General features: G+C 72.8%; 13 protein-coding genes. 8 read left to right on the top strand and 5 right to left on the bottom strand.

The genetic code is table 11. The features are described 5' to 3' along the window. The first annotated feature begins 11 nt into the window (after positions 1 to 11). The 3 genes from ACWGH0_RS01920 to ACWGH0_RS01930 are packed head-to-tail and all read left to right on the top strand — an operon-like array spanning position 12 to position 2,489. Positions 12 to 599: a DUF5998 family protein gene (locus ACWGH0_RS01920; RefSeq protein WP_453402143.1), complete on the top strand. Its 588-nt coding sequence runs from the start codon at positions 12 to 14 to the stop codon at positions 597 to 599. Continuing rightward, complete coding sequence (locus ACWGH0_RS01925; protein WP_453402144.1) at positions 599 to 1,786, top strand: alkaline phosphatase family protein; 1,188 nt, start codon at positions 599 to 601, stop codon at positions 1,784 to 1,786. Before ACWGH0_RS01920 ends, ACWGH0_RS01925 begins: the two co-directional genes overlap by 1 nt. 52 nt (positions 1,787 to 1,838) lie before the next feature. Beyond that, complete coding sequence (locus ACWGH0_RS01930) at positions 1,839 to 2,489, top strand: thymidine kinase (protein ID WP_453402145.1); 651 nt, start codon at positions 1,839 to 1,841, stop codon at positions 2,487 to 2,489. 172 nt (positions 2,490 to 2,661) lie between these two features. Here the strand turns inward: ACWGH0_RS01930 and ACWGH0_RS01935 are convergent, their stop codons facing one another. Then, positions 2,662 to 3,441, bottom strand: a complete 780-nt coding sequence (locus ACWGH0_RS01935; RefSeq protein ID WP_453402146.1) for a VOC family protein — start codon at positions 3,439 to 3,441, stop codon at positions 2,662 to 2,664. A gap of 236 nt (positions 3,442 to 3,677) precedes the next feature. Between ACWGH0_RS01935 and ACWGH0_RS01940 the strand changes: the two genes are divergently transcribed. Continuing rightward, positions 3,678 to 4,505, top strand: a complete 828-nt coding sequence (locus tag ACWGH0_RS01940; RefSeq protein WP_453402147.1) for a sulfurtransferase — start codon at positions 3,678 to 3,680, stop codon at positions 4,503 to 4,505. Between the two features lie 92 nt (positions 4,506 to 4,597). On the opposite strand, the gene sepH is transcribed toward ACWGH0_RS01940, so the two are convergent. After that, positions 4,598 to 5,656 (bottom strand): septation protein SepH, encoded by a 1,059-nt coding sequence (gene sepH / locus ACWGH0_RS01945; protein ID WP_453402148.1) that lies wholly within the window; start codon positions 5,654 to 5,656, stop codon positions 4,598 to 4,600. Between the two features lie 427 nt (positions 5,657 to 6,083). On the opposite strand from sepH, the gene ACWGH0_RS01950 reads away from it, so the two are divergent. After that, entirely contained in the window at positions 6,084 to 6,974 is an 891-nt protein-coding gene (locus tag ACWGH0_RS01950; protein ID WP_453402149.1) for a hypothetical protein, read from the top strand. Between the two features lie 115 nt (positions 6,975 to 7,089). Here ACWGH0_RS01950 and ACWGH0_RS01955 read toward each other — a convergent pair whose 3' ends face one another. Together ACWGH0_RS01955 and ACWGH0_RS01960 are read right to left on the bottom strand one after the other, a co-directional pair. Then, on the bottom strand, positions 7,090 to 8,427 hold the full coding sequence (locus ACWGH0_RS01955; protein ID WP_453402150.1) for a D-arabinono-1,4-lactone oxidase: 1,338 nt from the start codon (positions 8,425 to 8,427) through the stop codon (positions 7,090 to 7,092). After that, positions 8,378 to 9,634, bottom strand: a complete 1,257-nt coding sequence (locus ACWGH0_RS01960; protein ID WP_453402151.1) for an MFS transporter — start codon at positions 9,632 to 9,634, stop codon at positions 8,378 to 8,380. Before ACWGH0_RS01960 ends, ACWGH0_RS01955 begins: the two co-directional genes overlap by 50 nt. A gap of 108 nt (positions 9,635 to 9,742) precedes the next feature. Here ACWGH0_RS01960 and ACWGH0_RS01965 point away from each other — a divergent pair, with 108 nt between their 5' ends. Continuing rightward, positions 9,743 to 10,873, top strand: coding sequence for a ferrochelatase (locus tag ACWGH0_RS01965; protein ID WP_453402152.1), 1,131 nt, complete (start codon positions 9,743 to 9,745; stop codon positions 10,871 to 10,873). A 13-nt stretch (positions 10,874 to 10,886) separates the two neighbouring features. After that, positions 10,887 to 11,687, top strand: coding sequence for an inositol monophosphatase family protein (locus ACWGH0_RS01970; protein ID WP_453402153.1), 801 nt, complete (start codon positions 10,887 to 10,889; stop codon positions 11,685 to 11,687). 108 nt (positions 11,688 to 11,795) lie between these two features. Here ACWGH0_RS01970 and ACWGH0_RS01975 read toward each other — a convergent pair whose 3' ends face one another. Further along, complete coding sequence (locus ACWGH0_RS01975) at positions 11,796 to 11,969, bottom strand: hypothetical protein (RefSeq protein ID WP_453402154.1); 174 nt, start codon at positions 11,967 to 11,969, stop codon at positions 11,796 to 11,798. Positions 11,970 to 12,270: 301 nt separating this feature from the next. Here ACWGH0_RS01975 and ACWGH0_RS01980 point away from each other — a divergent pair, with 301 nt between their 5' ends. Further along, positions 12,271 to 12,924 (top strand): response regulator transcription factor, encoded by a 654-nt coding sequence (locus tag ACWGH0_RS01980; protein WP_028814147.1) that lies wholly within the window; start codon positions 12,271 to 12,273, stop codon positions 12,922 to 12,924. Positions 12,925 to 12,927 lie beyond the last annotated feature (3 nt).

The following is a 12,927-nucleotide window of genomic DNA, read 5'->3' on the forward strand; positions in this document are numbered from 1 at the left end:
GGATGGAGGACATGGCGAAGACCGGTACGACGACCCAGGGGCTGCGCGCGGCGATCGAGCGCAGCGGCTACTACCCGGCCCTCGTGGCCGAAGCGGTGGAGGCCGCTGTAGGCGGCGAGCCGGTCGCCTCCTACCTGGTGCACCAGGAGACGACGTTCGACTCCAACGAGGTGCGCCGGCACGTCACGGTCCTCGTCCTCACCGGCAACCGCTTCATCGTCAGCCACACCGACGAGCAGGCCGCCGACACCACCTCGCCGGCGCCGTACGCCACCACCTCCACCGAGTCGGTCAAGCTCGACCGGATCTCCTCCGTCGTGGTCAGCCGCGTCGTCGCCAACCCGGAGAAGTACGTTCCGGGCACCCTGCCGCGCGAGGTCGTCCTGACCATCGGCTGGGGCGCCGTGTCCCGCATCGACCTGGAGCCGGCCGCCTGCGGCGACCCGAACTGCGAGGCCGACCACGGCTACACCGGCAACACCACCGCCGACGACCTGAGCCTGCGCGTCAGTGAGGCCGGCGACGGTCCGGACACCGTGCGCCAGACGCTGGCGTTCGCCCAGGCGCTCTCCGAAGCGACCGCCGCGGCCGCCCGCTGATGGCGCAGCCCGCCTGGTCCGACCCGGTTCCGCTCGACCTGGACACCGCCCCCGTCCCCGAGTACGGCGCCGGTTCGCTCGCCGACCTCCTGCCGACCCTGGCGGCGGGCATGGAGGTTCCCGGTACGACCGCCACGATCCCCGAGCTCACGCCCGCCGACCGGAACTGCGTGTTCCTGATCGACGGTCTCGGCTGGGAGCAGATCAAGGCGCACCCGGAGGAGGCCCCGTACCTCCACTCCCTGCTCGGCAGCTCGCGCGGCGGCACGGGCCGCCCGCTCACGGCGGGTTTCCCCGCCACCACCGCGACCTCCCTCGCCTCGGTCGGCACCGGCCTGCCGCCCGGCGCGCACGGCCTGCCCGGCTACACCGTCCGCGACCCCGCCACCGGCGCGCTGATGAACCAGCTGCGCTGGAAGCCGTGGACCGACCCGCACGTCTGGCAGCCGTACCCCACGGTCTTCCAGCTCGCCGACGCCGCGGGCGTGCACACCGCGCAGGTGTCCTCGCCCGATTTCCAGCACACCCCGCTGACGAAGATCGCCCTGAGCGGCGGCACCTTCCGCGGCAGGCTCACCGGCGAGGACCGGATGGACCTGGCCGCCGCCGAACTGGCCGCCGGTGACCGCTCGCTCGTCTACACGTACTACAGCGAGGTCGACGGCAAGGGCCACCGCTTCGGCATCGACTCGGACGCCTGGCGCGGCCAGCTGATGTACGTCGACCGGCTCGCCCAGCGCCTCGCGGAGCAGCTCCCGCCCCGCTCGGCGCTGTATGTCACCGCCGACCACGGCATGATCGACATCCCCTTCGACGAGGAGTCGCGCATCGACTTCGACGAGGACTGGGAGCTGGGCGCCGGTGTCGCCCTGCTGGGCGGCGAGGGCCGGGCCCGGCACGTGTACGCCGTCCCGGGAGCCGAGAACGACGTGCTCACCGTCTGGCGCGAGGTGCTCGGCGAGCAGTTCTGGGTGGCGGGCCGGGACGAGGCGATCGAGGCCGGCTGGTTCGGTCCGGCGGTCGACGAGCGGGTGTACGGACGCATCGGCGACGTCGTCGCGGCGGCTCACGACGACGTCGTGGTCGTCGCGTCACGCCGCGAGCCGCACGAGTCAGCGATGGTGGGCATGCACGGTTCCATGACGGCCGCCGAGCAGCTCGTCCCGCTCATCGAAGTCCGCTCGTAACCTCCGCATCCCCCGCGTCCCGCGCACAGACCCGAAAGGCCCGCAACCCCTCATGCCCGAGCTGGTGTTCTTCTCCGGAACGATGGACTGCGGAAAGAGCACCCTTGCTCTGCAGATCGGTCACAACCGGTCGGCAAGGGGGCTCCAGGGCCTGATCTTCACGCGGGACGACCGGGCGGGGAAGGGGAAGCTGTCCTCCCGGCTCGGCCTGGTGACGGAGGCGGTCGAGGCGGGGCCGGGCATGGACCTGTACGCCTACGTCGTGGCCGAGCTGGAGCAGGGCGGCAGGATCGACTACCTGATCGTCGACGAGGCGCAGTTCCTCGCGCCGGAGCAGATCGACCAACTGGCCCGCGTGGTCGACGACCTGGGCATGGACGTCTACGCCTTCGGCATCACCACCGACTTCCGCACCAGGCTGTTCCCCGGCTCCCAGCGCCTGATCGAACTGGCGGACCGGATAGAGGCGCTCCAGGTCGAGGCGATGTGCTGGTGCGGGGCGCGCGCCACGCACAACGCCCGCACCGTGGGCGGCGAGATGGTGGTCGAGGGCGAACAGGTCGTCGTCGGCGACGTGAACCGCCCGGCCGCGGAGGTCGGCTACGAAGTGCTGTGCCGACAGCACCACCGCAAGCGCATGACCGGTGCCACGGCCGGGGCAGCCGCGCTGTCCCCCGACGTACTGCCGGTCCCCTCCGCCTGACGCCGGCTGCGGCGAGGGGGGCGCCGGGCAGCGGCCACCGCGTCCGTCCGCCACCACCGGGGCCGTACCCGGACCCCGGGTACGGCCGTCGCGTGCCTCGGGTGCGAGGTGGCGGCCGCTCCCGTAGCGACGACGCGGCGCAGGGACACCCTGTCCTCCCGCACCGCCTCCGTCAGCCGGTCGCCGTCGTCACGAGCGTGAACACCGCGCCCTCCGGGTCCGACACGCACGCCGCCCGGCCCGTGGCGGCGTCGTGGGGCGGTCGCAGCACGTGCCCGCCCAGTTCCGTCAGCAGTTGGACGGACCCGTCGGTGTCCGTCACCTCGAAGTACGTCATCCAGTGCGCGCCGCGGTCGCGCGGCAGGGCCTGGCCCACGCCCCGTACGGAGGCGACGGGCCGGCCGTCGAGACGCAGCGTCAGCCGGTCGAACTCGGCCGAGGCCCCCGCCTCCACGTCGTGGCCGAACACCGCCGAGTAGAACTTGCCGACGGTCGCCGTCTCACGGGTCATCAGCTCGTTCCAGACCGGCGTGCCGTGGGCGCCGGCGATCGCCGTGCCGAGATGGGCCGCGGCCTGCCACACACCGAAGACCGCGCCCCCCGGATCGGACGCGATCGCCATCCGGCCGGCGTCCCCCGCGTCGAGCGGCCCGACCCCGACCGTGCCGCCGTGGCTCCGGATCGACTCGGCCGTGACACCGGCGTCCTCGCTGGCGAAGTACGGCGTCCAGGCGATGGGCAGATGCCGGTCGGGCGGCAGTTGTCCGATGCCCGCGATCTCCCGGCCGTCGATCAGCGCCCGCACGTACGGGCCGAGCTGCTGCGGTCCCGGCCGGAACTCCCAGCCGAACAGGGCTCCGTAGAATTCCTGCGTGGTGGCCAGGCCGTGCACCATCAGACTCACCCAGCAGGGCGCACCGGGCGTCCGCCGCCGGGTCGCTGCCTCGGTCATCGTCACTCTCTCCTCGGACCATCGTGGTGGTCGTGCGGGAACGGGCGCCCGGTGCCGAAGCCGTGAAGGGGCGCGCCCGTGCAGATGCTTGCACCACCTGTCGTGCCGCGCGTCCCGGCCGCGCCGCTTTCTCTGGGTTCCCGTGGGAGAATGCCCGTTTTGGCATCCCCCATCCCGTTTCGGCTCCTTGGCCGTACGGTGTCGGTCGCACTGGGGGCTGCGCAAGGATGGCACCTATGAATGCCATCATCACCGCAGCCGAACTCACCGGCGAGCTGGCCGGAGACCGTCCGCCGGTACTCCTCGACGTCCGCTACCAGTTGGGCGGACCGCACGGCCGCCCCGCGTACGAGGAGGGGCACATCCCCGGGGCCGTCTTCGTCGACCTCGAAGCGGAACTCGCCGATCCGCCCGGTGCGCGAGGCCGCCACCCGCTCCCCGGTGTCGAGGAGTTCGGTGCGGTCATGCGCCGCGCGGGCGTGCGCCACGACACCCCCGTCGTCGTGTACGACGGCGGCCAGGGCTGGGCCGCGGCGCGGGCCTGGTGGATGCTGCGCTGGACGGGCCACCCCGACGTACGGGTCCTGGACGGCGGCCTCGCCCTCTGGACCGGCCCGGTCGAGACGGAGGTCCCGGTTCCGGCGACCGGCGACTTCAAGCCAGTCCCCGGAGCCGTGCCGCTCCTGGACGCCGACGGCGCCGCCGAACTGGCCCGTACCGGTCTGCTGCTCGACGCCCGGGCGGGTGAACGGTACCGGGGCGAGGTGGAGCCGATCGACCGCGTGGCCGGCCACATCCCGGGCGCGGTCTCGGCCCCGACCACGGAGAACGTCGGCCCGGACGGCCGCCTGCTCCCGGCCTCCGAACTGGCCGCCCGCTTCACGTCTCTCGGCGCCGGGGGGGACCGCCCGGTCGGCGTCTACTGCGGGTCCGGCGTCTCGGCCGCCCAGGAGGTCCTGGCCTTGGAAGTCGCGGGAATCCCGGCGGCGCTGTACGTCGGCTCGTGGTCGGAGTGGTCCGCCGACGCGTCCCGCCCGGTGGCCACCGGAGCCGAGCCCCGGTAGAGCCGGCGGACCGGGAAAAGCCGGTAATCGGGGTAACTCCGCATGCCTGGGGGCCCGTACGCGATTCGTACGGGCCCCTTCGCTCAAGGCGTCTAGTCCTGCTTCTTGCGACGCGTGCCGAACACGATCTCGTCCCAGCTCGGTACGGCCGCCCGCCGTCCGGGACGCACCCCGTCGGCCTCCGCCTGCCGGTCCGTCGTACCGGTGAGCCGGTCGCGGTGCCCGGCGACGGCACGCGGCATGAGCACATCGGCGTACGCCGCGCCCGCTCCGGAGGCCGCGGACGCCGCGGGCTCCTCCGCCTCCGGCTCCTGTGCCGCGTCGGGCTCGGTCGGCGGCTCGGGCGGCGGGGCGGCGCGCTCCGGCACCACCATGTCGCCCCGGAAGCTCGGTACTGCCTCCAGCAGGCTGGTCAGCGAATCCCGTTCGCCCGGGCCGCCTTCGTCCGCGTCGGCGGAGGGCGCGGCGGGCCGTTCCTGCTGCCGGTCGAGCGAGCGGTCGAGGGGCCGGTCCCTGGGCAGCCGCGCGATCCTGGGCACGAACGGGAAGCTCGGCTCCGGCGCGGCGGCCGTGTCGTCCGTCTCGCCGATCAGCGCGCGCGCCTCGTCGTCCACGGCCTGCACGAGCCGCCGGGGCGGGTCGTACGTCCAGCTCGCGGAATGCGGCTCGCCCGCCACGCGGTAGACCAGCAGGACTTCCCAGGTGCCGTCGTCACGCCGCCAGGAGTCCCACAGGACCGTTTCCTTGTCGGCTCCGCGCAGCAACAGCCGCTCCTGCACCGCCTCGCCGAGCTGCGGCCCGGTCCCGGTGTTCTCCCCGGGGCGGCGTACCGGCGTCTTGCGCGCGCGCTCGGCCATGAAGGCGCGCTCGGCGAGCACCGGTCCCTCGAAGCGGCGTACGCGGTCCACGGGGATGCCGGCGTGCTGGGCGACCTCCTCCGCGGAGGCACCGGCTCGTATACGCGCCTGGATGTCGCGAGGCCGGAGGTGGCTCTCCACCTCGATCTCGATCTGGCCGAGGCGGGCGCGGTCGTTGCGCACCGCGGCACGCAGCCGCTCATCGATCGGAAGCGTGTACTCCGTGCTGTCAGCAGCCTTCAGCACCAGTCGTGTGCCGTCATTGGAGACGGCCACGACACGCAGTTCGGGCATGGGAACCTCCCGGGTGGTGCCTGCCGACGTCACGTGCGTCGCTGCTTCCGCTAGTCGAGTGTGGCCTGCCCGGGTGCAGCCTGCCACAACCTTGCCCCGTTGCCCGGCGTGTCGGGCATCAGCCCGGGATCGCCGTTATGGCACGGTTACCGTTTCGCCACTCATGGTGACCGCCTCGTCACCGTGAGCAGCGGGCGCCCGCGGTGGAGGCCGGACCCAGGGCTCGCCACAGTACTCCATTCGGGCCATCGGGGTGGACCGGCGCGCCACCGAAGTTCTCGTGCGGTACGGGAGTTGATGTTCCCTCCCTGCCGCCACAACCCCTCTCAAGTGGCCTCCTTCACAGAATTCCCCTAAACGGAACTATCTACTTCGCCCAAATGTCCCTTCCTGGTGCGGGGTGAAACAGATGGGCCAGATGGGTGAGATGGGTATTCAGAGGCTGAGCACGGACGGGACGCCCGGGGCCGAGAGGGAGGAGCCGAAGAATCCGCGACTCGACCTGAGTGTGGCTCAGGTCGCGGGCAGCGCGGTCGCCGCGGTCGTGGGGGCCGTACTGGCGTCCAAGCTCGGCGTGTACGGGACGATCGTCGGCGCCGGAGTGGTCAGCGTCGTCGCGACCAGCGGCGGCACGCTCTTCCAGCACCTCTTCCGGCGCACCGGGGAACAGCTCCGCGAGGTCACCGTCCACGCCAGGCCGAAGGGCCGTCAGGTCCCGGCGCGTGGGCCGGGAGGCGAGGGCGGGTGGACGAGGGTGCCGCCCACCGTCGCAGTCCCGGCCGTCCCGACCGACGGACGGTTCAACGACCCCACCACGCACGGCACGCGGGTCCGGGGCTGGAAGCGGTCCCTGGTCGCGGCCCTGGTCGTCTTCGTCGTGGCGATGGGGGGCATCACGGCGTACGAGCTGGTGTCGGGCGGTGACCTCAGCGGCGGCCGGGGGAGCACGGTGGGCAACGTCCTGCGCGGCGGCGAACAGCACCGCGGGAAGACCCCGCCGTCGCCGTCGCCGTCCGAGCGGTCTCCCGGCGTTCCGCCGGCCTCCGGCACCGAGGCCCCCGGCCGGGACTCCGGCGCCACCGGTACGGAGGGGGGAGGCGCCGGCGCCTCGCCGGACACCGCTTTCCCGGCGCCCCCGGATCCCGCGACGACGCCGCCCGCGACGCCGGACGGCGGGGCGAGCCGTTCCCCGGCCTCGCCCCCCACGCCCACGCCTTCGGCCGGTGCCGGTGACGACACGGCCGGTGACGCGGACGGGGGCGCCACGGACGACGGCACGGCAGACGGCGACGCCCCGGACGGTGACCCGTCCCCGTAGAAGACGGCGCCACGTTCTGTAGACGACGGCGCCCCGTTCTGTAGACGACGGCGCTCCGTTCCGCGGCAGGGGGCGCCCCGTTCCCGTGAATGGGCCGGGCGGCCGTCCCGGCCCGCTAGTCGCCCAGGACCCGGCGCAGGTAGTCGTTGGCGAAGAGGCGCTGCGGGTCGAGGCGGTCGCGCAGCGCCGTGAACTCGGCGAAACGCGGGTACGCCCCGGCCAGGTACTCCGCGTCGCGCGTGTGCACCTTCCCCCAGTGCGGCCGTCCGCCGTGCGCCGTCATGATGCGCTCGACCGCGGTGAAGTACGCCTGGTACGGCGTCCCCCGGTAGAGGTGCACCGCGATGTACGCCGTGTCCCGGCCGGACGCCGTGGAGAGCGTGATGTCGTCCGCCGGGGCCGTGCGTACCTCCACCGGGAAGCTGACGCGCAGGGGCGAGCGTTCGATGAGCGCCTTCACCTCGCGCAGCGCCGCGACGGCCGCCTCGCGCGGAACGGCGTACTCCATCTCCATGAAGCGCACCCGGCGCGGACTGGTGAACACCTTGTAGGGGATGTCCGTGTACGTACGGGCGGAGAGCGCGCGGCTGGAGACCTTGGCGATCGCGGGAACGGCCGCGGGGAAGACGCGCCCCACCGAACAGGCCACCTGGAAGACGCCGTTGGACAGCAGCTCGTCCTCCACCCAGGCGCTGACGCGGCCGGGCGGGGCGGCGGGGCCCGCGCTGCGGTTGTTGCGCTTGGTGTTGCAGTTGCCCGTGTGCGGGAACCAGTAGAACTCGAAGTGCTCGTTCTCGGCGTACAGCTCGTCGAACTCGGCCGTGACCCGGTCGAACGGCATCGGCTCCTCGCGCGCCGTCAGCAGGAAGATCGGCTCCACGGCGAAGGTGATGGCCGTGACGACGCCCAGCGCGCCGAGCCCCACCCGGGCCGCGGCGAAGATCTCCCGCTCTTCGGCGGTCCCCTCGTCCGAGCAGGTGAGCAGTGAACCGTCCGCCAGGACGAGTTCCATGGCGCGGATCTGCGCGGCCGTCGCGGCCGAGTCGCGCCCCGTGCCGTGCGTTCCGGTGCTGGTCGCGCCGGCGACCGTCTGCTCCATGATGTCGCCCATGTTGGTGAGCGACAGGCCCTCCCTGGCGAGCGCCACGTTCAGACGCCGGAGCGGAGTGCCCGCCTCCACGGTCACGGTCCCGGCCTGGCGGTCGATCGCGCGAATGCCGGTCAGCAGATCGGGGCGTATCAGCACGCCGTCGGTCGCGGCGACCGCGGTGAAGGAGTGGCCGGTGCCGGCCGGCTTGACCTTGAGGCCGTCCTCGGCCGCCCTCCGCACGGCCTCGGCCAGCTCCTCGGCCGAGGCGGGGGTCACCTCCCGCGCCGGGCGGGCGGTGACGTTCCCCGCCCAGTTACGCCACGTGCTCGCTGTCCTGGACGCCGTCCTCGATGTGCCGGCCATCAGTCCCGTGCCCTCCCCGCGTCGGTGCCGGCGTGCGCAGCCGGCGATACCCAAGGAACGCCACGAGGGCCGCGAGAACTCCCGACGCGACGGGCACCGCGTACCCCGCGTCCGCTCCCGCCGCGTCGACCACCCAGCCTGCGGCCGAGGAACCGAGAGCGACGCCGACGGCGAGCCCGGTCCCTGTCCAGGTCATGCCCTCGGTCAGTTTGGTGCGCGGTACGTGCTGCTCGATGAGAGCCATGGTGGTCACCATCGTGGGTGCGATGGAAAGGCCCGCGACAAAGAGCGCCACGGCCAGCAACGGCAAGTTCCCGGCCAGTAGGAGGGGGATCATACTCACGGCCATCGCGCAGACGCCCACCAGCCACCGCGTGGACGCCCGCCCCTTGAGATGGAGCAGGCCGAAGACCGCTCCCGCGAGGCACGAGCCGAGCGCGTACACGGCGAGCACCAGGCTGGCCGCCGCCTTGTGGCCCTGCTCCTCGGCGAACGCGACCGTCACCACGTCGATCGACCCGAAGATCGCGCCGACGGCCACGAAGGTGGCCACCAGCACCTGGAGGCCGCGCGAGGCCAGCGCGGAGCCCCCGGTGTGCTCGTCGCGCGGATGCGGGACGGGCTCGGTGGCGCGCTGGGCGGTCAGCCAGAAGACGCCCACCGTGAGGAAGACGGCGGCCAGCAGCGGACCGGCTTCCGGGAACCACGCGGTCGACAGTCCGATGGAGATGATCGGGCCGAAGATGAAGCAGACCTCGTCGGCGATGGACTCCCAGGAGTACGCCGTGTGGAGCTCGCGCGGGGAGCCCCGGTAGATCTCGGCCCAGCGCGCGCGGACCATCGAGCCGACGCTCGGGACGCACCCGGCGCCCGCCGCGAAGACGAACAGCGTCCAGTCGGGCGCGCCCTGCTGGGCGCAGAGGAGCAGCCCCGTGACGGCGGCCACCGCCACCAGCGTGGCCGGACGCAGGACGCGGCGCTGCCCGTACCGGTCGACGTAACGCGATATCTGCGGCCCCATGACCGCGGCCGCCATGGCGAGCGTGGCCGAGAGGGCTCCCGCCAGCCCGTACCGGCCGGTGAGCTCGGAGATCATGGTGACGATGCCGATGCCCATCATGGAGATCGGTATCCGGCCGAAGAAACCGGCAACGGAGAACGCCTTGGTGCCTGGGGTGGCGAAGATCGCGCGGTACGGACTGGGCAAGGGACGCTCCGGTAAGGCGTATAGGTGGAACTTGCATCTTACGGTCGCTCCGACGCGCGCCGCACGGCGGTTTCACCGCCGCCGCGCGCGAGTGGCAGGATCGTTCCCATGCCCGATCAGCGCGATCCAGCCCCTTACGACGCCCTGCTGCTTCTCTCCTTCGGCGGCCCCGAAGGCCCGGACGACGTGGTCCCGTTCCTGGAGAACGTCACCCGTGGCCGCGGCATCCCCAAGGAGCGCCTCAAGGAGGTGGGGCAGCACTACTTCCTCTTCGGCGGCGTCAGCCCGATCAACGAGCAGAACCGCGCGCTCCTCGACGCCCTGCGCAAGGACTTCGCCGAGCACGGTCTGGACGGACTGCCGGTCTACTGGGGCAACCGCAACTGGGCTCCGTACCTCGTCGACACCCTGCGCGAGATGGCCGCGGACGGCCGCCGCCGTATCGCCGTGCTCGCCACGAGCGCGTACGCCTCGTACTCCGGCTGCCGCCAGTACCGCGAGAACCTCGCCGAGGCCCTCGCCACGCTGGAGGCCCAGGGGATCGAGCCGCCGCGCATCGACAAGCTGCGGCACTACTTCAACCACCCGGGTTTCGTACGCCCCATGGTCGACGGGGTCCTCAAGTCCCTGGGCGAGCTGGACGAGGGCGTACGGGCCGGGGCGCACCTCGCCTTCACGACCCACTCCATCCCCACGGCCGCAGCGGACGCCTCCGGGCCGGTGGAGGAGCACGGCGACGGCGGCGCATACGTCGCCGAGCACCTGGACGTCGCCCGGCTGGTCGCGGAGGCGGTACGGGAGGAGACCGGCGTCGCGCACCCCTGGCAGCTCGTCTACCAGTCGCGCAGCGGGGCCCCGCACACCCCGTGGCTGGAACCGGACATCTGCGACCACCTGGAGGAGCGGCACGCCGCGGGCGTGCCCGCCGTCGTGATGGTGCCGATCGGCTTCGTGTCGGACCACATGGAGGTCCTGTACGACCTGGACACCGAGGCCACCGCGAAGGCCGCTGAACTCGGCCTGCCGGTCCGCCGCTCCGCGACCGTGGGCGCCGACCCGCGCTTCGCCGCCGCCGTGCGCGAGCTGCTCCTCGAGCGGGCCGCCGCCGAGCGGGGGTTCGTCGTGGAGCGGTGCGCGCTGGGGGCGCTGGGCGCGAGCCACGACGTGTGCCCGGTCGGGTGCTGCCCGGCCAGGTCGCCCAAGCCCGCGGCCGCGGGCGCCGACAGCCCGTACGCCTGAACCGAGGAGAGCCGTGACCGACCCCCTTGCGACCGAACTGCTCGACATCGCCCTTCGGGCCGCGCGGCGGGCCGGAGCGCTGCTGCGGGACGGGCGGCCGGCCGATCTCGGCGTGGCCGCCACCAAGTCCAGCCCCATCGACGTCGTCACCGAGATGGACCTCGCGGCCGAGAAGCTGATCACCGGCTTCCTCGCCGACCACCGGCCCGACGACGGGGTCCTCGGCGAGGAGGGCGCGAGCACTGAGGGCACCAGCGGTGTCCGGTGGGTGGTCGACCCGCTCGACGGCACGGTGAACTACCTGTACGGACTCCCGACTTGGGCCGTGTCCATCGCGGCCGAGGTGGACGGCGAGACGGTGGTGGGGGTCGTGGCGGCGCCGATGCGCGGCGAGACGTACCACGCGGTACGGGGCGGCGGCGCGTACGCCGGCGCCACGGCGCTCAAGGCGCGGCCCGCGCCGCCGCTCGACCAGGCACTGGTCTCCACCGGCTTCAACTACGTCACGACGGTGCGCCGCCACCAGGCGGACGTGGCGCAGCGGCTGATCCCGCTGCTGCGGGACATCCGGCGCGGCGGGTCGGCGGCGATCGACCTGTGCGACGTGGCCGCCGGCCGTCTTGACGGGTACTACGAGCGCGGGCTCAGCCCCTGGGACTACGCCGCGGGGGCCCTGATCGCCCGGGAGGCGGGCGCGCTGACCGGTGGGCGGCCCGGTGAGCGCCCCTCGGGCGAACTCACGGTCGCGGCATCACCCGGCGTCTTCGAGCCGCTCCAGGCCCTTCTGGAGGACTTCGGCGCCTGGCACGACTGAACTGCTCCGACGCGGCCCGCCGCACGGCAGCGAGGGCCCCGGCGCCTGCCCGGCGCCGGGGCCCTCGTGACGTGCTTCAACGTGCTCCGAACGGACGGGCGGGGCAGGTCACGCGCTCGCGGCGGTCACCTGTACGCCGTGTTCCGCGGCGAGGCGGTGCAGGTCCTCGAGCTCCGCCTGCTCCACCTCCGCCAGGAAGTCGTCGCCCGTCTCACGAGCCGTCGTGAGGTCGGATTCCGTGGCCTTTATGCGCTGCAGCAGGCCTGCGGTGAAAGCGTCCATGGGTTGCGCCCCCTCGTCATGGGTCGGCGGCACGGGGGTGTGCCGGGGGTGGGGTGGGGTCGATCACGTGGCGTGCCGAATACGGGGCGTGATCGCGGGTGTGCAGTCGTCCTCCCCGCAGCCCGCCTCAGGAAAACCTCAACTCGCCCGGGAATCATGGAAATCCCCCCTCACGGCCGTCCGCCGGGTCTTTCCGGCCCTACCGCCTTACCGCCGGTTTATGGCCGAAAGGGGCAGGATGGCAGCACACATCGATCGGACACACCTGCCCGCGTGGGCAGTCGGCGGAAGGATTTACGACGTGCGCGTACTCGTCGTCGAGGACGAGCAGCTGCTCGCCGATGCGGTGGCCACCGGACTGCGCCGGGAGGCCATGGCCGTCGACGTCGTGTACGACGGAGCGGCCGCCCTGGAACGCATCGGGGTGAACGACTACGACGTCGTCGTGCTCGACCGGGACCTCCCGCTGGTGCACGGGGACGACGTCTGCCGCAAGATCGTCGAGCTGGGCATGCCCACCCGCGTCCTGATGCTCACCGCCTCCGGCGACGTCAGCGACCGCGTGGAGGGCCTGGAGATCGGCGCCGACGACTACCTGCCGAAGCCGTTCGCCTTCAGCGAGCTGACCGCGCGGGTACGGGCCCTCGGGCGCCGTACCACGGTCGCGCTGCCCCCCGTCCTGGAGCGCTCCGGCATCAAGCTCGACCCGAACCGCCGCGAGGTCTTCCGTGACGGCCAGGAGATCCAGCTCGCCCCGAAGGAGTTCGCGGTGCTGGAGGTGCTGATGCGCAGCGAGGGAGCCGTCGTGTCGGCCGAGCAGCTGCTGGAGAAGGCCTGGGACGAGAACACCGACCCGTTCACCAACGTCGTGCGGGTCACCGTCATGACGCTGCGCCGCAAGCTCGGGGAGCCGCCGGTCATCGTCACCGTGCCCGGCTCCGGCTACCGGATCTGACGC

It is taken from the genome of Streptomyces sp. NPDC054887 (assembly GCF_053610585.1).